The organism is Marinobacter sp. M5B (assembly GCF_042604615.1).
GTDB classification, from domain to species: Bacteria; Pseudomonadota; Gammaproteobacteria; order Pseudomonadales; family Oleiphilaceae; genus Marinobacter; species Marinobacter salarius.
This window is the reverse complement of record NZ_CP156894.1, coordinates 651,021-671,160: the sequence shown is the minus strand read 5'-3', so window position 1 is coordinate 671,160 and position 20,140 is coordinate 651,021. Positions and strand designations below refer to the sequence as shown.

Here is a 20,140-nt window from a genome sequence, read left to right as displayed (position 1 = left end):
CTGGCTCGAGATATGCCTTCATGGCTGCTCAGGCCTCTCAGCACAGCCCTGTTAAAACCTCGGAACGTGAACGTAACCTAAATGATGAAATCTCCCCTTGAACAGGACATTGGTGGGGGCATAACACCTGCCGCCCAAAAACCAGCAGAACTTTACCAGGTTGCCTCCCGCTGGCACTTATACACGGGGCTTGTGGTTGGGCCATTCCTGATGGTTCTGGCACTAACCGGTCTCATCATGATGTTGTCTGCGCTTACCTCCGGCGTGAACGGCGAACTTATACCCGTGAAATCAGAAGCCGGGAAAGCGCCCGTTAGCTTGTCGGTGCAAGAAAAAACCGCACGTCAGATACTGCCTCATGGTAGCGTAATCGAGGTATTGGTAGGACAGGAGCAACTGAACGCGAACGTGTTTGCGATCGAACAGCCTGGTGTAGGCACAATGATGGTAGCCGTTAATCCGTTCTCCCCAGAGGTCATTAGAGCGTGGTGGCAAGGCGATCGTTTATATGACATTGCGAAATCTATCCATTCAACGCTGATGCTTGGAACCGTGGGCGATATTGTTCTTGAGGTGGTCGCGGGTTTTGGGGTTTTGTTATTGATATCTGGTTGCTACCTATGGTGGCCTCACGGCGGGGGACTTTACGCTAGCTTTGTACCAAACTTTAAACGACGAGGACGCGGATTCTGGAGAGAGCTGCACCAGGTCATAGGTGTTTACTCCGCCGCATTCATTTTATTGTTCTTGCTGTCTGGAATGTCTTGGACGGGTATCTGGGGCGGTAAATTTGTGCAGGCCTGGAACACGTTCCCTGCCGAAAAATGGGGAATGACGTTCGTTAACGATGATCATCATTCTTCCTCAGACACCGAACGCCTGAGCCCTGTTCCTTGGACTCTAGAACAGAGCCCAGTGCCAAAGTCTTTAAGCCATCACCATCGTGAAACCGTAAAGGCTTCCACGGCATTGAATATCGAAGGCGTGAATAAAGTAGGTATTGAGACCGGTTTCGGCGGTCGTTATCGAATCAAATATCCTCAAAGCGCTGAAGGCGTCTGGACGATCAGCCAAGATACAATGAACGGTGACGCCAAAAACCCTTTCTCAGATCGAACTGTACACATTGATCAGTATTCAGGCGACTTATTAGCTGATATTCAGTTCTCGCAATACCCGCTAGGGGGTAAAGTTATGGCGGTATCTATCCCGCTGCACATGGGACTGATGGGCCATGCAAACATTGCTCTAAACCTGCTCGTTTGCATCGCGGTGTTGAGCCTGCCTGCAGTCGGCATTTACCTGTGGTGGAAGCGCACAACTCGCCATCCGGAAACCCAGTTGGCGACAAACGTTCTAGATACCAACAAGAAACTGCAATCGGGGAAAGTGGTACTCTGGTGCGTCGGCGTAGCGTTCCCAATGGTTGGGCTTTCACTGATCATTCTTTGGATAACTGATTATTTTGTTGTTCAAAAGTTAAAGAATGCCCGCGAAAAACGTCTCCGTGAGATCGCCTGATAGTGGACCGGGGTAAGTCCACCAGTAGCGTCGAATCCAACAGCTCAATCAACACGCCACCTCATTTGGATGTAGAAAAAACACGTTTATCTTTCAGACTCTAGAAGCTCAAAAGATTGAAGGGAAGGAGTGGGAAACTTCGTACTTCTGCTGCATTGCAAAACTACCAAGGGAACATCCTCGGAAATTGAGGGGGCTATTTCAAGTCGAGCTTTATCATCCGACCTTCAGAATCCGCAATGTACACTTCACCTCTAATCGCGTACGGCAAAGGCTGACCAAGCTCTTGGGCGTTCACCTCGTCGTAGAAAGTCCGAATGATTTTGTCGTGATTCTTACCGGCATTGCGGCGCATCTCACGAAGCTTTTCTGCTGTGGTAGCCATATCAATTTCCTCCAGAGCTGACGGGAAAACTGTGCAATGCCGACCTAATCTCGGAGCATTCGTCGATCGCCACGAAGATTAGAAGCACATCATCTCCTAGTCTACCTCAACCGTATGAGGTTTAGCAGCTCACCTTCCCTTAACTCTTGCTGTTCCTCAAAGGGCACCATTCACGCAACAAGATTAAGCTTGGCGCTTCAGGTGCGGGCAAACAAACCACGACTCTCTCTGGGCCTCCAATCGCCACCCGAATTTCTGATGGAAGGGCTATTTCATTCCGACTTGGCAATGGGCCGTTTGTGACATTCTGATAACGCGACAGCGCCCACGAAATGTAGTCTCTGTTGGGGATTTCTAATAGCAGGCGCTCAACAATCAAACCCACGGGAATCGTGAGGCAATGGTCATAATTGAAGCGGCAAATCCGACACTCTGTGCCTAACTTCGTTCGACTTGTTTTGTCTCACGTCGATCTTAATCGGGCAAAACTTCCTTTGAGTTCCGAGATTTTTGGCGTATTTACAACGATTTAACACCTACTGGGCCTTTGGAACCCTAGCCAAACCTATGCCCTCCGGAGGCAAGGGTCAGAGAAAAAATCCGGAACCGAAGGCAACGGTCAAACACGCCAACTTTGTTGAAAACCGCCCGTAGCTCAGCTGGATAGAGCGCCGCCCTCCGGAGGCGGAGGTCAGAGGTTCGAATCCTCTCGGGCGGGCCATTTTAACGGCAGATCAGCACGTTACAGCTCCCGATCTTCCTGAGCACTCCCGATTCCCAAATCCGAAATCACCCAAGTTTCAAATCAGGTAATGACCTTTGCCCGGTTTATGAAATTGTTCTGTTTGGCACACGAAATAGAGTCTGTGTCCAAATTGTGTCCATGGTGTGTCCAAGGTTATTACGGCGCTTCCCAGCAATTAAAAACTTTGACCTTTGCACTGAAAGGGCTAATCCCAGACCAATCTGATATCTTTCATGGCCATTAACCGATCTCAAGGCCTGGTCTTGAATGATTTTTTCTGGGAGGCTACGGTGTAATGACGACACAAGACAACCCAGTACAATACGCTTACGCTCTGGATGATCAGGGCATTTTCACGCACATCAGTGATGCCGAGCGATCGAATACCTACACCTGTCCAGAATGCAGAAGCCCCTTAACCCCGGTATTGGGCGAAATCAATGCAAAGCATTTCCGCCATTCCGAAGAATGTTGTGCCCTAGAGAGTTACCTTCACAGATGTGCCAAAGAAGCCTTCTTTTACTGTTACAAACAGGCGCTCACCGAGTCGACACCTATTAGACTGGAACTCAAACGAACCGTTTACTGCAATAGCGCTCGTTTGAAGTTGCTCAGAAACGAGAAACCTCAGTGCCAGAAAGGCGTGCCTGCATGCTACAACTTGACGCAATTCTTCGACCAAGTACAACTGGAAAGGCACGATAGTAATACAGGATTGAAACCGGACGTTATGCTCAGCGATCTTTCAGGCAACAAGCGCTGTTATGTGGAGATCTGTGTTACGCACTCCTGTACTCAAGAAAAGATCGAAACTGGCATTCCAATCATAGAATTTAAGATTGAGTCCGTAGCCGATATCCAGATGCTGCTCAGTGGTTCCTATTCAATCAATGACAAACGTCTTAACGCCTATAATTGGCGTCCTCCGACTCAAACAGTGAACGTCTGTAGCACCCCGTGCACCTATGGTGATATTGCGATGTCCGTCTGGAGCCTAAGCAATTCTGGCCGAGTGAACGAGCAAACACTGCCATTCAGTGAAGTAGATCCGCTCGCAAATTCATCCACGAACACATGGCCCAGGTCGGTAAATTTAACCGAGCTGTCAGACAATCTGCGTTCCTTTTTGCGCCATGCAGATCCGGGCTCGCTGTTTCCCAACTGCCTCATGTGCAAACACGCCAGTCAGTGGGACAGCGGCTATATGCACTGCAATAGTAAAGCCAAGCTGGTTCCGTATACCGAGGCTCGCCAGTGCATTAATTACGAGTCCGGCCCATGAAGAAGCGTCTAACATGGGAACAGAAAAGAATTGTCGCCCATGAGAGAGGTCATGCCCTGGTTAAGGCCGTGCCTGGCAGTGGCAAGACAACCACGCTGGTTAAACGCGTTGAGCGGCTGGCCAAGTCTGGAGTTGATCCGCGCCAAATTCTGATATTGATGTACAACAAATCCGCACAGCAGAGCTTCACAGAAAAATTAAAAGTGGCCCTTGGGGCTCAAGCAATCCCTGAAGCCCGTACTTTTCATAGTCTCGCCTTGAAAATCGTCCATTACGGTGAAAATAAGGAAATTATAAAAAAGAAAACACTCCTCACTCCTGAGGACAATCGCTACGGTCAGTTGGTGAAAGAGGCATACCGAGATGGATTCGCGTATGAGGGGAGTTACATTCAGTCCAATGACCTTGAAAATTTGGAGCTTTTCATCGCTCGATGCCGTGCAGGAGCAGTGACAGCAGATGATGCGGCTCAAGACCCAGCCTTCAGCACTGTCAAACCAGAGTATGTCAGAGCATACAAGAGATACTGCGATCTGCTTGAAGAAAATGGTTTCCGCACCTTCGATGACTGCCTGATCGAGGCTGCATCCTTGCTAAAAAGCAGTTCAGATTTAGGAACACGCTTCACGCACATCATTGTTGATGAGTATCAGGACGTTAACTTGATTCAGCACAACATGGTCCGCCTATTGGCCAAGCCCGATACATCAGTAATGGCTGTTGGCGATATTAATCAGTGTATCTATGAGTGGCGAGGTGCCCGGCCTGACTTTATCGGTGGCCTGTTTGAAAAGCACTTCGAGAACACGAATATCTTTCATCTTTCATGTACTTTTCGTTTCGGTCATGAACTTTCCTTGATGGCCAACTCAGTGATTCGGCGTAACTCCGCAAAACTGACCAAGCTGTGTGTCAGCCACCCTGACACTCCGAGAACTAGGGTCAAACTACATTTCGATGACTGTTTATCCAAAGTGCTGTCACATCTGCCATTAGAAAACGGCTCTCAGGCTATCCTCTCGCGTACCAAGGCGAATCTGGCCGAAGCCGAGATCGCATTACGCTTATGCGGATTGCCATATCGCTATTTAAGTGGCTCCTCCTCGTTACACACCAGGGCGGAGATCGGACTGCTGGTTATAGGAATGTCATTGTGTGTTTATGGCGACCTAAGCTCACTTGAAGGTCATTCGAATCAGCATGCTCTGGTTAATGGCTTTCTAAGAAATGCCGACTTCAAATGGAATAAGGGCCAACTCAAAAAGGCGCTTGATCTCTTGTCAGCCCCCGAGGCTGATCTGTTAACTGTTCTGGGAGGGGTACTTGAAAACTATGGCCACCAGAAAAAGCGGTTTGACGAGTTCGTCACTATCCGAAATTCAGCTGACGAGAATACGCCAGCGGTTGAAGTATTCTGGCACCTCAGACAATCAGGACTCATTGAGGGAGTTGGCTCGGAGGGAGTATCTCGCACAGGATCAAACGATCAGCAACGCGGTATCGTCAGGATTCAGGAGCTATTGGAGTCAACCCAAATAACTGCCAAGGAATTTCTAAGTCTCATTCTGCATCCCGGGCAATCGTTTCAAAACTGTGAGCCCTTTGTATTGTCTACGCTTCACGGCGCTAAAGGCCTGGAATGGGACAATGTAGTGGTCATTGGTCTACATGAGGCAGAGTTTCCTGGTGGCAAGCCCGATAACGATTACAAATCGCCAGCATCTTCAGATGATCCCCTGACAAAAGAAGAACTTGAGGAACTGCGCCGACTATTCTATGTCGGAATAACCCGAACCAAGCGGCAACTTAACTTGGTGGTTCCAGCTGATGAGAGGCTGACCAAATGGCTCAACAACGGCTGGGATTCCTCACCGAAAGGATCAAATACTGCTACACGCTTTGTTTACGAAGCGGGCTCGACTGCCTGTGCGCAAACCAGTGATGCGATCTCTAACCATACAGTCGACAAGATGAAGTCAGAGTTCAGCAAATTTCATCAATGGTATCTGAGGGATCTTCAGCGCCTGAAAGTCTAGGAAAGGGACAACGATGTCTTGATGCCTTGGAACGGGTAGAAGCGAATAGCTTCTCCGAACTGGAGCACGATAGAAGAAGGCAAACAGTCATTCTTGATATACCCCATTAACTTGAGATAAGGGCTGGATAATGGAGCTGAAAATTATCATAGAAAACCACGAAGGCGACGTGCTACCCGGAGTTCATGTCGGTTTCAGCGCTCCCGAATATGATTTTATGGACGCGGGAGAGGAGACGGGGTCGGATGGGGCAATCAGCTTTGATTTACCCGAGACATACAACGACCAGATCTACATTTTAATTTATGTGGATGGCATGAGGCATTGGAGCCACTATGTCGACAGCACTGGAGAGACCCTCTATTTGAAACACGACACTCAATCACCCAGTTGAGGCTTGGCCATCCATCGGTCGAGTATCGTTGATAGCGTCAAAAATACCCTCAACCACATGATCCTTGCCCGCAAACAACGCCTCCGGACCACCAGCATGAATTGATGTAAAAGGCGGCTCATAGAGTGCGGAAGGCTCGATCACTCCACGAGAGGCCAGCTGCTCAATAAGTGTCTCAACAAATCGGATCTGGGAACCTGTCAGGCTTGTGTCTGAGAGAAATTCTGAAAACGCCTGCTTTGCCGTCGCTTCATCCATCCCAACCAAGCTTCGCACGAAGTAAGGCAACGAAGGCGCGCCGGTTCTTTCCAGTAAGCCGGACAGCAGCGTTTTGCCATCGTCCTCTCCCAGCCGAACCAGCATGTCTTCCAGAGCTTCCAGGTCCTGCTGCGTAAGCGGCTTGTTGGTTCTCAGCCGGTGGATGACGATGTTGTCCAGGTGGCTCGTCAGGTAGTCGCGAACCTTCTTCTCATACTGAACACTGGTCATCCTTGGCATCGGGACCGCAGGATCATCACGCACGCCTATAATCTCGTCTTTGAAATCCGTATAGACGACCTTGCGCTCACGCTTATCGAGAAATGGCACCAGGCCCCGGAGCTTCAAACGCAGCTCTTCCAGCGTCGGTACATCCATGCTTTGCCAAAACGTGGGATCCTGCATCGCCTGCAGGTATTCCAGTTGCTTGGCTACAGCCGGGATACCGGTTTTTTCTTCCAGCAGCATGGCAATTTCAATTACTTTTTTGCGGTGGCGCTCGAAGGCGGTGTCGTCCCCTGTTAGCACGGCCTGTTGAAGCCGTAATGCCGTTAAGTCGAACATCCTTGAGCGCAGGTCGTCGAACTCCAGCTCCGTGGGCAAAGCCGCCACATCATTGCTGAGAACTTGCCGGTCTTCTTCGCTGAGTTGCTCCCAGGCTGCCCTGTCCTTGAAGCGCTCTACCTGCTCACGCTTCATACGCACGATGAAGTTCTCTTCGTTCATCGCCGAGACTTCGCTGTAGAGACCTTCGGTCAGGTTACCCGTTACCTTTGAATCCGGGTCCAGGTCGGGCACTTGCTGTAACTGCCCCAGCAGCTCGATACGCGCTCGAAACAGGCGAACGCTCAATGGCTCACTGCCCGCGGCATCGATTCCGTTGGGGTTTTCATGGAAAAAATCGAAGTTGTAGCAGAAGTCGAAAATCCGGAAATCCGCCTTATCATCCCCCGGCCCATACAGATCCGGACATAACCGGGTGCCACGCCCGATCATCTGCCAGAACTTGATCTTGGAATACACGGGTTTAAAGAACACCAGGTTCACCACTTCAGGAACGTCGATGCCGGTATCCAACATGTCCACGGAAATGGCAATGTGAGGCGCCTTGTCCTTCAGAGAAAAGTCATCGATCAGGCTCTGGGCATAGGTGCCTTTATAGGAAATCACCCGGGCAAACTGCCCTGCGTGCTTGGGGTAATGATGGTTGAAACGCTTCTCGATAAACTCGGCGTGGTCCTGATTGCGGGCGAAGATAATCGTTTTGCCCAGCCGATCGCCCCCTTCCACACGATGGCCGTTCTCCATCAGGTGCTGAAGCCCTTTATCGACGGTATCTTTGTTGAATAACCAGTTGTTCAGCGCAGAGGCATTCACTCTCTCGGGAATCAGCGTGCCTTCCGGGACATTGTCGCCCCATTCCAGCTCTTCCCACTGCTCTTTCTCGTCTTCGTCCAGCGCCTCATAATCAATGCCTTCCCGGGGGAAACGCAGATCCACCTGCTGAACCCGTGGCGGAACCAGGTAACCGTCACTGACGGCCTTCTCCAGCTCGTAGGCATCCGTGGGTACACCCTGCTCCAGATCAAACAGATCGTAGGTGTTGCGATCTACCTGTTCACGGGGCGTAGCTGTCAGACCGAACAATAGGGAATCGAAGTACTGAAAAATAGCCTTGTAACGCTGATAGACGGAACGGTGGGCCTCATCAATGATGATCAGGTCGAAATGGCCAACGCCAAAGCGCGCCTCATCCGAATCCGGGCCTGCATTGGCATCAATCAGCCCCATCATGGTGGGGTAGGTGCAAACGAAGACCCGCCCCTCGGTGTCTTTATCCGTAACCAGGTTGACCGGGCTGGACTCAGGCAGGTGCTTCTTGAAGGCATTGGCCGCCTGTTTTACCAGCGACACCCGGTCTGCGAGGAACAGCGCCCGCTTGACCCAGTTAGCTCGCTGAAGGGCGTCCACTAGTGCTATGGCCGTTCGCGTTTTACCCGTACCCGTCGCCATGACCAGCAAGGCTTTGCGTTGAGAGCTTTCAAGCTGCTCAAAGATGCTACCGATGGCGCGCTTCTGGTAATAGCGCTCCACGATATTGGTATCAAGTGTTGCGACATCCAGCGGCTTTCTGCTCTCGTGACGACGGATCAGCCGAGTCAGTTCGTCTTTCTTGTAAAAACCGGCTACCTGCCGAGGCGGATAGGCCTGATCGTCCCACAACCAGGTGTCGTAGCCGTTGGTGTAAAAAATCAGCGGCCGCTGGCCATGCATCTGTTCCAGGCAGTCTGCATAGAGCTTGGCCTGTTGTTGGCCCACCAACGCATCCACGGTGGTTTTCTTGGCTTCCACCACCGCCAGCGGTTTACCATCATCGTCCCAGAGCACGTAGTCCACGTAGCCGATACCCTTATCGTTGGGCATCCCGGTGACTTCGTATTCCCGATCCCGCGACTGGTCCAGGGGCCAGCCAGCGCGGTGCAGCTCTAGGTCGATCAGGTAGTGACGGGTTTCCGCTTCGGTATAGTCGTGGGTATCCGGCTCCTGCTCACGGGCCTCTCTCAGGGCAGCTAACTCCTGTCGCAGGGCCTGAAGCTCGTGGTCCAAGGCATCTCGTTCTTTCTGCTGTTTCAGCGCAGCTTCATGCTGGGCGGCCAGCTTTTCTTCCAGTGCCTTGAGTTCAGCGCGCGGAACCGCCTCCGCCTTGTCCAGCGGTTGCGGCACCCGATCATCACGCCAGGCCGCACCCTCGCGGGAAGCCGAGGGGGCATAGGTGCGCACCAGCCAGTAACAGACGTGATGAAGTTCCTTCACTACCTGCATGGCGCTTTGGGTTTCGATCGGTTTGGTCTGATGCACGGCAATGTTGCCGACTTTCTGAATCACCCGGGCTTTCTGGAAGACCGCCTCAGGCAGCAGATTCATAAAGGTAGGTTCGTGCAATAGCGCGCCCAGTTTGTTGTCATAGGGCATCCGCAAGCTGGCATCGTGGCGATAAAGCCAGTGCACCGCCGACTCCAAGCCAAAACGAGCATGGAAACAGGCGGCGCGGGGGTCACCGAGAATATGGCCTTCCGCTAGCTTGGCAGCTTGACTCAGATCCTTGAAGTCACTGGGCAGGAAGGCGAAGTTGGTCATGTCCGATCAAAGCTCCCCATCGAAGGCGCGGGATTGAAGGGAGGCAAAGAGGACGTCCAATCCGTCAAAATGGGTCTGCATCTTAACCTTTTGCTGCTCAACAGATTCGACGATCGAGGCGAATCTGCGCTGTAAACTAAGCGGTGGCAAAATAATTGGAAACTCTTCGAGATGCTCTTTGTTAATTTGTCTTTTGTCGATTCCTCCAACACATACTCTCCTGATGTATTCCCTATATTCCTTAGTTGTCAGTATGAATAAAACGAATTTATGTATTGCGTTCTTTTTCAATCTTACCAAATAGACATGCCCATTTATGTTTGCACTATCATCCTCACCCGCAAAAATGGCTGCTCTACCTAAACTGCTATTTTCCGTATTAAACCTGCCCGTCTTCGTAATGAGAATGTCCATCTTCTTCAGGCTACTTTTTCCCATGCTGCGGTGAGTTTCTTCGTCGATGTAGGCGATGTCATTTAACACCAGCCTGTTTCCCCAAACATTTTGGCTCCTGAAGAAAGTAATTCCCTCTGGCTTATAAACTTGTTTTCCACCCGTTGGAGTACTGCCACTGACTATGCGATTAGACAAGTCTTTCAGCTTTACCACTTCCCATCCCAACGAATTGGAGACTGGGTCGCCGAACATACCGAGAAAGGTGGATTTCAGGAGCGTATCGAGTTGGGTGAGGGACTCGCGGCGCTTGACCCGCAGCGCGTCCGCCGTACTTAGAATTTTCGCGATGCGTTTTTGTTCTGCCATGGAGGGTAAAGGAAGCTTGAGCCCACTTAGATCTTTTTTATTGAATCCTGCTTGAGCGGCTCTGCCACCAAAACCTGAAACCGCATTTTGAAATTTATCCGAATTCAGCCAGTGATAGAGAAACCCGCGATCTACCCTTTCTTTGTCGTATTTGCACTTCGCCATTGCGACGTTATATGCGCCTGAGAGGCCCGTCAGAATCCGCCCTATTGAGGCGCCATAGCGAGCAATGAGAATGTCGTCGCTGTCACACTTCTTGAGACTACTCTTATCTTTTACATATTCGATCTTTGGGTTGTAAGGTTGAGTAAAGTCTCTGATCTGCAGCATCCTCACATAGCCCTCTGCAGGCGACGAGAGCCACTCTGATTTGGGCGGCTGGGTCCCGCCCTGAATGTCGCATTCATCCATAAAGGGAACGAATTTCATCGAAGGAGCTCCTCAAGCTTCTTCCGACCAGCCGAAATCTCCTCCTCCAGCATAGCCAGCTGTTCCAGGATTGCTTCAGGCGAATCGTACTCAACCGCTTCATATATCACCTCCTTGTAGCGACTAATCGAGAGGTCATAGTCGTTGCTAAGGATTTCCTCGCGAGGCACAAGGAAACTTTGATCGGTGCGCCTACGCTCGCCTTCATTTTCGCGGTTTTGCCAGCGAGCCAGTAGATCAGGCAGGTCAGTCTTGTCAGTCTGAGGGCTGCGTTTGTCGTCCAAAGAGAACCCATCCGCCTGCATGTTGTAAAACCAAACGCTGTCGGTACCACCGGAGTTCGTTTTGGTGAAAATCAGAATGGCCGTTGAAACCCCGGCATAGGGTTTGAACACGCCGGATGGCATTGCTATGACGGCATCCAACTTCTGTTCTTCCACCAGAATCTTGCGAAGACTCTTGTGCGCTTTGGATGAACCAAAAAGCACGCCGTCAGGGACGATTACGGCCGCTCGACCGCCAGTTTTTAGTAGCCTGAGAAACAGAGCCATAAATAAAAGCTCTGTTTTCTTGGTCTTGACGGTTTGCAGCAGGTCCTTTGCGGTCGATTCGTAATCCAGACTGCCTGCAAAAGGCGGATTGGCCAGGATCAGGGAGTATTTTTCCTCATCCGCATCATCTGCTTGAGCGAGAGAGTCTTTGAAGCTGATATCCGGATTTTCGACACCGTGCAGCAGCATGTTCATGCTGCCGATGCGGAGCATGGTGGTGTCGAAGTCGTAGCCGTGAAAGGTGGCCTCGTTAAAGCGACGGCGCGTATTTTCGTCCTTATAAATCGCTTCGCTGTGGTGCTTTTGAATGTATTCGGAAGCGGCCACCAGAAAACCGGCGGTGCCACAGGCGGGATCGCAGATGACGTCCTTTGGAGTGGGTGCCGTCATGTCCACCATCAGCTTGATGATGTGACGCGGAGTGCGGAACTGACCGTTCTGGCCTGCGCTGGCGATTTTGCCGAGCATATATTCGTACAGGTCACCCTTGGTGTCGGCATCGCTCATGTCGATGCTGTCGAGCTGATCCACCACGTTCGCAAGCACCCTGGGGGTGGGCATCATGAAGAGCGCGTCTTTCATGTGGTGGGTGTAGGTGCTGCCGCCCTCACCGTCTTCATCCCCCATGCTGCCGAGCGTCTTTATAAATGGAAAGACCTGATCGCGCACGGTATTGAACATTTCTTCTGGGGCAAAATCTTTAAAGCGTGACCAGCGAATACTGCTCTGGTCACGCCGATAGATGGGATCGACGATGGGTTTTCCGGTACGCTCGGACTTTCGTTCTTTGAGGGTCTGGAGTTCGTCAAGACGTTTAATGAATAGCAGGTACGTCAACTGCTCGATGACGGATAAAGGATTCGATATCCCGCCAGACCACATAGTGTCCCAGATTTTATCGACTTTGGATTTAAGTTCGCCGGTGATCATGAATGCGTTGTTTCTCTCTTGATTAAGTTAAGCCAGAGCTTGTAGGCCTAGCTGAGAAGGTCGCCCTGAGACACCTCGGAGCCAGCGATGATATCCAATACCTGCGCAAGGTAGGTTTTCGCTTCTTTCGGCTCCGTGGCCTTTCGAAGGTACTCCGGGATCAGCTCCACAAATTCAGACGATGCAACAGGCTCATGCTCAACCAGCGCCTCAATCATTGAGGGGCGCAGCAACCGTCTGTCTTTGGGTGTATTGGGAAATTGCTTCGCGATGATGGTGTCGCCAAACGCCTCCAGCCTGCCACGCAAATCTGTTTCGTCATCCAGTAAGGCGATGACTTCCGTTGCCTCAGCCTCCGGCGCACTTTCTGCTTCTTCGATAGGCTCTGCATCCAGCTCAAAGGATTCTTCGGCTTCAAGCTTTTCGGTTTTAAGGCTGTGCAGTTCCCGAATGATGGGTTCCAGTTCGCCCTGGGGGTTACTGTACCAGTCCGTGGACCAGATGCGACGGATTCTCCAGCCGAGTCGTTCGAGAACCTCCTGTCGTAGGCGATCGCGGTCACGTGCTGACTTGGCCGAGTGATAGGTTGCGCCGTCGCATTCGATGCCCATCAAATAGCGGCCGGGTTTGCCTGGGTCTTTCACGGCAAGGTCGATAAAGAAGCCAGCGACACCTACCTGTGGCTCGCATTGAAAGCCAGCCTGGTGCAGAGCTTCAATGACGGAAATCTCGAAGTCGCTGTCAGGCTCTTTGCCAGTGTGCAACGGCGTTCCGTCCATGCTGCCTTTTTCGGCGAAATCCAGGAAATTGCGCAGGGCAATGACGCCACGCTTAGACGTCTCCGAGATCAAGATATCTTCAGCGCGCATGGAGCTAAAGATATGCATCCGTTTCTTGGAGCGGGTGAACAAAACGTTCAATCGCCGCCAGCCGACATCGGAATTTATCGGGCCGAATCTCTGATAGACGCGACCACCAATTTCACTGGGGCCATAGGTGCAGGAGATGAAGATGACGTCACGCTCATCACCCTGCACGTTTTCAAGGTTCTTGATGAACAAGCCATCTTCCATGTTACGAAGTTTATCGACGGCTTCAGAGACGTCATCGTCGAGTTTGCATTCTTCCTCAACAGCGCGCTCGATTTGCTCCCGCTGCTTTGAACTCATGGCCACGATGCCAAGAGATTCATTTGGGTGTTGATGCGCGTGTTTTACGACGGCTTTAGCGACTACCCTCGACTCTTCGACGTTGTACTGGTTAACGAATCGGCCGCCTTTCACATAGCTGAATTTAACGCCAAATTCCGTAGCCTTTGCGTGTGGCGAAGGGAAGATGACCAGATCGTTTTCATAGAAGTGTCGATTAGAAAAGGCGATCAGGCTCTCGTGTTGAGAACGGTAATGCCAGCGTAAACGCCGCATTTTGAAAAGCGGCATGGACGCATCGAGGATGCTGTCAGTTTGAGCAAGAGCGGCACTCTCTTCATCGTCGTCCATCATATCCTGACGATCGAAGAAACTGGTCGGGGGCAACTGTTTAGGGTCACCAACGACAACCAGCTGGCCGCCTCTGGCAATGACCCCTAGCGCGTCTTCTGGCTTCACCTGAGAGGCCTCATCCATGACTACGAGATCGAACTGAAGCTGGCCGGGCTTTAAATAGTGCGCCGCTGACATGGGTCCCATCATGAAGCAGGGTTTCAAGGCCAACAGCGAGTCACCTGCACGGTTGATCAACTGACGTATCGGGATGTGACGGGTCTTTTTGCCAAGCTCATTCTTAATCAGTGCCATTCCTGTGTACTCAGACTTTCTACCGCCTGCATTACCTTCCGGCACATGGCGTTCGGCCAGAGCACTGGCGATTCGCTTACGTTGCAACGTCTTCAGTTTTTGATCGTATTCCCGGAAGGTGCCTTGCAGCGCTTCCTGGCTTTTGCCCGAGACTCTTTGCAGATGCGGACGTTTCTGTAGGATTTCTCTGGCTAGCTGGTCAAATATCGCGAGATCCAGTGCAGCCGAAGCGTCAGCGACTTTAAGCTTGCCACTGGTCACCATTTGCCAGATTGGCTCAAGTCCCTGGGATCTCATTTCGTTCCGAATGCGCACGAAGTTGATCCAGTCGTTGAGCCACTCCGGTTTTTCCATTGCCAACCGGTTACGCGCGCGAAGCTCTTCAATATCCCACTGATCGTGATTGAACCACTGGGTTGGGTTCAACTCTGCCTTGCTCTTGAACTTTTCGAACGCCTCTTCCTGAGACTGCCAGACCGAAAAGTAATCTTGGGCTTTAGCTTTCAGTCCTTCGTAAGCCTCGTGGGTCTTCACCGACAGAATGACATTTCTGAGTGGCTCAAACCTGAGCTTAAGGCGAACATAATTCGCAAAGTCCAGTGTCTCACGGATACTTTCCAGTGCTTCCTGGTTTCGAGCGCCAGGCCCGACAGCAAGTTCAACCTCGGGAGCAAAAAGCTCCTGCAGCAAAGTGCTTTCTCGAAATCTTGCTTGCTCGCCTTGCAGCGTTCTGAGCTGATCTACCCGGGACTGAACGTCTGCAATGGTGAATTCTTTATCCTGAAACCATTGCTGAATGATCTCCACAGCCGGTTTGAATCGACGATGCTCGGCTAGCAGTGATCCCTGCTCTCCGGTTAGGACCCGGTTCCGGCTCACTTCCTGCTCAAGTCCAGGCATGGTGGACTGCATTTCATCAAGTGCATCAAGAACACTCTGAAGCTCAGCGTCGAACCCTTTTTCTTTAAACTGCTGAGCGCCTCTCAGCAGTTTGCTATTAAGGGTGAGAATTCCGTCTCCAATGGCGACCTTCGGCCCAAAGCCGATTCCATAGGTTTCTCGGACCTTTTTATACCAATGGCGTAAACGGGTAAGCTCATCGACTGATGTGTCGAGGCCATCGAATTCAGGCCCAATCGCCCGCTGGAATCGCTTTGAGTCGAAATTAACCAAACCGTGGGAGTATTCGATGGCTTCATTCAACACTGCCCCAATCTGGTTAACTTTCATTCCTGGGTTTACCGCGAGTTCCTTCAGACGCTTACGGACTCGCCACCAGTTGCCAGAAAACCACTTCCCAATGCCCTCACGTACTGCCTGAACCTGGAGCGCTTGCAGTTCTGTAGGTTCTGGTAGCCGGTCCAAATCCATGACCTTTCGAACTGATTCGCGGAGCGGCAAGAGATGACGAATCTGCTGATCAAGTTCCGCCAGAGCAGGATCAATATCATCTTCGTCGAAATGTTCTGAACGAAGGCTTATCAGAGAGCTATCGAGAGCACCGATAACTTCAATCATTTCAATCGAGGCACTTAGCCCCTCAACCGTTGGTTGAAAAGTTTCTTTCAATGGTGAGGGCAACGCAGACTCAAGCTGGGCCAACTGTGCAGCGAGAGGCTGCATGTCCGCTTCCAACTTTTCCAGCTTCATGGTGGCGCGAACAACGTCAGTAAATCCGACCGCTTCGCCAGCACCCGTGAGTCGACTCAAGTTTGGAAATGCAGGAATGGATTCGCCATCCGCCAAACCAGAAAGCTTCTGTTTGGATATGATTTCAGAGAGCTCTTCGTAGTCTTCCTGAATACTCCCGTGCAACCGGAGCAGCTGCTCAACTTCAGACGAGGTCTGCTCGTCAAGACGCTCTAAAGCTTGGAAAAGCTCCTTTCTCGACAGTTCTGGCAGGTCTCGCAGATCCAGGGCAAGCGCCTCGCAGTCCTCCAGTGTAGAGAGCAAAGAAACATCGACCTGAATGGCTTCTGCCAATTCCAAGGTGCGGGCCTGAAGCTGTTCGAGGGTGCTCTGCCATTCTTCCACAACAGAAACGACCTGTTGAGACTCGAACATCTGAATGTTGGTATTCTCAACGCCAGACCAGGGGTGCTCATGAAGGTTGGCATCCAGCCCCACCTGATCCAGCATCGCGGTAAAGATCTTCTGGAATTCGTTGACCCGGTCAACCAACTCTAAACGCTTTACGTCTGTCAGTCCGTCTCCAGAGAGACCGTCAACATGAACCTCTGCTGGACTGATCGCTAACTCTTGCCGATAACGCGATGCACCGCTGAGAATTTCATGAATAGTTCGGTTGGTATTGGCCCATGATTCGTTGATTTCCTGGGCATACTGATTGAGGCCTTCCTTAAGTTGCTCATACCGCGTGATTTCGGCGTCGATATTCTGTGTAGATCTGAGATGCTTTTGTTGAACTACCCGCGCATTTATATCTTCTAGCACTTTGCGCTTTTGGGATTTATGGCTATGGAGCTCTAAACAGAAATGCCCGAGGCCCGCTTTGTCGAGTCGAGTCTTAACGACATCCAGCGCAGCCATCTTTTCAGCGACAAAGAGTACTTTTTTGCCACCGAGCATGGCGGCCGCGATTAGGTTGGTAATGGTCTGCGACTTGCCGGTTCCTGGAGGGCCCTCCACAACGAGATTCTCTCCGTTAACCGCGTCGATAAGCGCGCTGTGCTGAGAGCTGTCAGCATCATCAATCAGTGGGAAGTAGTTATGAACATCTTCAACCCTATCAATGTCGTGTTCGGCGGAGTTAGCACCACTTTCTCCATTTTTAGTGGCTGAACTTTTGAAGAAGCGCTGAACAATCGGATGTTGAATCAGGTTGCGCTCATCTAGTGGCCAACGCCTTGGATCCAGGTCGAGATACATCAGCATTTTGCCAAAATTAAGAAGAGCCAGCGCGCCGTATCGTCGAACAGCCCAATTCGGTTTTGTATTCTTGATTAGCGCGGCTATTTGATCGAGATAGTCCTCAGGAGAGACTTCATCCTCAACTTCCGGAAGCGCAAGTCCAAAATCGAGCGCAAGCTTTTCTTTCAGCGATAAGTTCGGAAGGATATCTTCGCCGGTGTAACTCAAGGTGTACTGATAGGTTCCACTTTTATGATCCAGCTTCCCACGGCTTAGATGTACCGGAACCGTGAAAAGCGGCGCCAGTCTGGTTTTCGAAGTATCATCCTTCTCCGTCCATTCCAGAAAACCGAGCGACAAATAAAGAATACTAGCGCCCATTTCCTCTATAGCAGTTTGTGCCTTGCTGCGGATCGCACGCAATCTGGATTCCATTTCTGGCGGATAGAGCAGGACTTGGATCGCATCATCCTGGTGCTTTTCATCACCCGAAGCATCCTCTTCCCTTGGTAGCTCATAGTTAACATCAAAACCAAGGACCTTTGCCCATTCTTTGGCATCGGGATTAGGCTTTAATTGCCTCTCTTCACCGGTTTCTTCGTTGACCTCAAGGTAACCATGCTCAATCAATTGTGTGCGGGTAGGAGGCGGAACGGGCTGGAACTTGAGCTCGCGATCGGCAAGCAGCTCTTCGCACAATTGATTGGGGACTTCATCAATAATCCGCAGGGCTGAGCCCTTCTGCTGGATCGGGAAGTTCAGTAGCCTGTTCCGAGCAGTGAGATCCAAAAGCTTTTTACGCATGAGTTCCAGCGACTCAAGCACAAAGGGATCTGCAGAATTTAGAAAGTTATCCGCCGCTTGCTGTTCTTGTTCTTCTGACATGGGTCGGCTCGATTCCTTTGCTCGTTTCGGTTTATTAGTTCTGGGTTCCTCGTGCTGTGTCACATCTGCCTTAAGGGGATGCACCTCACGGGACTCGCCTGACTGTTGGCCTGCCAAATCTAAGAGGTACTCTACTCGACGCTTGAGCTGTCGCGCTGCACCGGTTTTTCGAAAATTCAGTTCGAATAGGACAGTTTCTAATAGGGTTTTGTCCTGTGCATTCCCGTTGACGAGTTTGCTCAATCGACTGACATCTAACGCGAGGTAAGGCCGCCGCTCCATAGTGCCCCTGGCTAAATTAAGTGATTAAATCTCAACCAAAGTGTCATCTTTTACTACAGCTTGGTAGGGGTAAGTCAATCTTCGTTTGTAATCTCAAAACTACGATTCTAAAGGAGCAAGTCAGGCAGACATGTGAAAACTTAATTGCTTACTCTTCAATGAAATAATCAGTGTCGACCTGCTTCACCTCATAGACGTCTTTCACGCTTACACCCAGGTTGTTTTCAATCATTAGCTGAGCCAGCTCCCGGCCATCGATCAGGTACTGCCATTGCCTGTACTACTCCCTGCCAGAACTTTGGACTTCCCCCGATACACATGACACCCCCCAGCCTCAAACGGAGGCCATTTCAAAGGCCTCCGGGCTGACGCCACCCAGGTGGGTGTGACGTCGGACTCGGTTATAAAAGACTTCGATGTAGTCGAACACATCTGCTTTGGCCAGGTCACGGGTTTTGTAGATCCGTTTCCGAACGCGTTCCTTCTTCAGGCTGCTGAAAAACGATTCAGCCACCGCATTGTCCCAACAATTGCCCCGACGACTCATGCTGGGGTCCAGGTTGTGGGCGCGACAGAACCGGTGCCAGTCATCGCTCCCGTATTGTGAGCCTTGGTCTGAGTGGACCAGGACTTTTTCCTTCGGCCGCCGTCGCCAAACGGCCATCAGCAACGCATCCACCACCAAGCTACGGTGCAGGGTGTTTCATGGACCAACCCACTACACGACGCGAGAACAGGTCTACAACCACCGCCAGATACAACCAGCCTTGCCAGGTGCGGAGGTAGGTGATGTCAGTCACCCAGGCTTTGTCGGGGTGGCTTACGGTGAATTCCCGCTGGAGCTTGTTCGGGGTAAGAATAGACGGTCTTCCGGCGATCACGCGCGGTGCTTTGTAGCCTCGCAGCGCCTTGATTTTGTGCGCTCGCATCAATCGGGCGACTCGATGTCGGCCGCAGGTTTCACCGGCTTCCCGGAGGTCCAGAAACACCCGTGGTGAACCGTACACGCCGGAACTGCCTTGGTATGAGGCCAGGATCAATCCGAGCAATCTCTGGTTATCCACCGCCCGATCCGACAGCGGTTTGTGCAACCATTTATAAAAACCGCTGCGAGCTACCTGGAGCACACGACACATAGTTTTGGTGTTGAACTCGTGTCGGTGATCGTTGATAAACCGGTACTTCACTCGGGCTCTCTGGCAAAGTACCGAGCGGCCTTTTTTAGGATATCGCGCTCTTCTTCAACCCGGCGCATTTGGGCCCGCAGCCTGAGAATCTCGCTTTTGGCCTCGACCAACTCAGCGGCCTGTTCATCAGACTTATCCGGTTTCACCGCCTTAACCCATTTGTAGAGGCTGTGAGCCGAGACTCCCAGTCGTTGCGACACTTCGGCTACGGTATAGCCCCGTTCCAGCACTTGTCGAACCGCTTCGTTCTTGAATTCCGGGGGATAACGTTGGCTGCTCATGACAATTCCTCCTATGCTCTAATCATAGGCTAGGAGTGTCCACTGCACCGGGGGAAGTCCACTTTGCTTACTGCTTGTCCACAAACTCAAACAAATCACCAACGTCGCAGCCCAGATATCGACACAGAGCTTCGATAGTTTCGAGCTCTACGCGACTCGCGGTCTCGTGATAAAGCCGGGTGATAGTGCCCCGGTTAACCCCAGTTTCTCTCGCCACGTCGACGATTTTGAGCTTCTTCTCACCCATCAGTTTGGACAGATGGCACTTAATCATTTGGCCCACCAAAGAACAAATTAACCCGCAGGAGATCAAAAAGACTTGCAAAAGGTCTTTATGAGTGCATAATGATCTATAGGAGAACATTTTGAAGGTCAACGTAACCTTTTTGTTCTCCACAGCTGACAAT

At 51.3% G+C, this 20,140-nt stretch carries 10 protein-coding genes, 1 tRNA gene and 1 pseudogene; 5 read left to right on the top strand and 7 right to left on the bottom strand.

The window, feature by feature from the left end; genetic code table 11:
- The first annotated feature begins 81 nt into the window (after positions 1 to 81).
- The gene (locus tag AAGD24_RS03030) at positions 82 to 1,521 is read left to right on the top strand and encodes a PepSY-associated TM helix domain-containing protein (RefSeq protein ID WP_379866496.1); all 1,440 of its coding nucleotides are present in this window, start codon (positions 82 to 84) and stop codon (positions 1,519 to 1,521) included.
- Between the two features lie 196 nt (positions 1,522 to 1,717).
- On the opposite strand, the gene AAGD24_RS03025 is transcribed toward AAGD24_RS03030, so the two are convergent.
- Positions 1,718 to 1,906: a hypothetical protein gene (locus AAGD24_RS03025; protein ID WP_379866494.1), complete on the bottom strand. Its 189-nt coding sequence runs from the start codon at positions 1,904 to 1,906 to the stop codon at positions 1,718 to 1,720.
- 644 nt (positions 1,907 to 2,550) lie between these two features.
- Here AAGD24_RS03025 and AAGD24_RS03020 point away from each other — a divergent pair.
- The 4 genes from AAGD24_RS03020 to AAGD24_RS03005 all read left to right on the top strand — a co-directional run bounded on the left by AAGD24_RS03020 (position 2,551) and on the right by AAGD24_RS03005 (position 6,363).
- A tRNA-Arg gene (locus AAGD24_RS03020) sits at positions 2,551 to 2,627 on the top strand.
- A gap of 319 nt (positions 2,628 to 2,946) precedes the next feature.
- Entirely contained in the window at positions 2,947 to 3,933 is a 987-nt protein-coding gene (locus tag AAGD24_RS03015) for a hypothetical protein (RefSeq protein ID WP_305937432.1), read from the top strand.
- Positions 3,930 to 5,969: an ATP-dependent helicase gene (locus AAGD24_RS03010; RefSeq protein WP_379866492.1), complete on the top strand. Its 2,040-nt coding sequence runs from the start codon at positions 3,930 to 3,932 to the stop codon at positions 5,967 to 5,969. The genes AAGD24_RS03015 and AAGD24_RS03010 overlap by 4 nt, the downstream gene beginning before the upstream one ends.
- Positions 5,970 to 6,099: 130 nt before the next feature.
- On the top strand, positions 6,100 to 6,363 hold the full coding sequence (locus AAGD24_RS03005) for a hypothetical protein (protein WP_379866490.1): 264 nt from the start codon (positions 6,100 to 6,102) through the stop codon (positions 6,361 to 6,363).
- On the opposite strand, the gene AAGD24_RS03000 is transcribed toward AAGD24_RS03005, so the two are convergent.
- The 6 genes and pseudogenes from AAGD24_RS03000 to AAGD24_RS02975 all read right to left on the bottom strand — a co-directional run bounded on the left by AAGD24_RS03000 (position 6,352) and on the right by AAGD24_RS02975 (position 20,007).
- The gene (locus AAGD24_RS03000) at positions 6,352 to 9,759 is read right to left on the bottom strand and encodes a DEAD/DEAH box helicase family protein (protein WP_379866488.1); all 3,408 of its coding nucleotides are present in this window, start codon (positions 9,757 to 9,759) and stop codon (positions 6,352 to 6,354) included. The two genes, AAGD24_RS03005 and AAGD24_RS03000, sit on opposite strands and share 12 nt — an antisense overlap.
- A gap of 6 nt (positions 9,760 to 9,765) precedes the next feature.
- Positions 9,766 to 10,950, bottom strand: a complete 1,185-nt coding sequence (locus AAGD24_RS02995) for a restriction endonuclease subunit S (RefSeq protein WP_379866486.1) — start codon at positions 10,948 to 10,950, stop codon at positions 9,766 to 9,768.
- Positions 10,947 to 12,431, bottom strand: a complete 1,485-nt coding sequence (locus AAGD24_RS02990; protein WP_379866484.1) for an N-6 DNA methylase — start codon at positions 12,429 to 12,431, stop codon at positions 10,947 to 10,949. Before AAGD24_RS02990 ends, AAGD24_RS02995 begins: the two co-directional genes overlap by 4 nt.
- A gap of 47 nt (positions 12,432 to 12,478) precedes the next feature.
- Positions 12,479 to 17,983, bottom strand: coding sequence for a DUF4011 domain-containing anti-phage protein Hhe (hhe, locus tag AAGD24_RS02985; protein WP_379866482.1), 5,505 nt, complete (start codon positions 17,981 to 17,983; stop codon positions 12,479 to 12,481).
- A gap of 616 nt (positions 17,984 to 18,599) precedes the next feature.
- Positions 18,600 to 19,733: pseudogene (locus AAGD24_RS02980) on the bottom strand (IS3 family transposase).
- A gap of 67 nt (positions 19,734 to 19,800) precedes the next feature.
- Positions 19,801 to 20,007 (bottom strand): helix-turn-helix transcriptional regulator, encoded by a 207-nt coding sequence (locus AAGD24_RS02975; RefSeq protein WP_285391513.1) that lies wholly within the window; start codon positions 20,005 to 20,007, stop codon positions 19,801 to 19,803.
- Positions 20,008 to 20,140 lie beyond the last annotated feature (133 nt).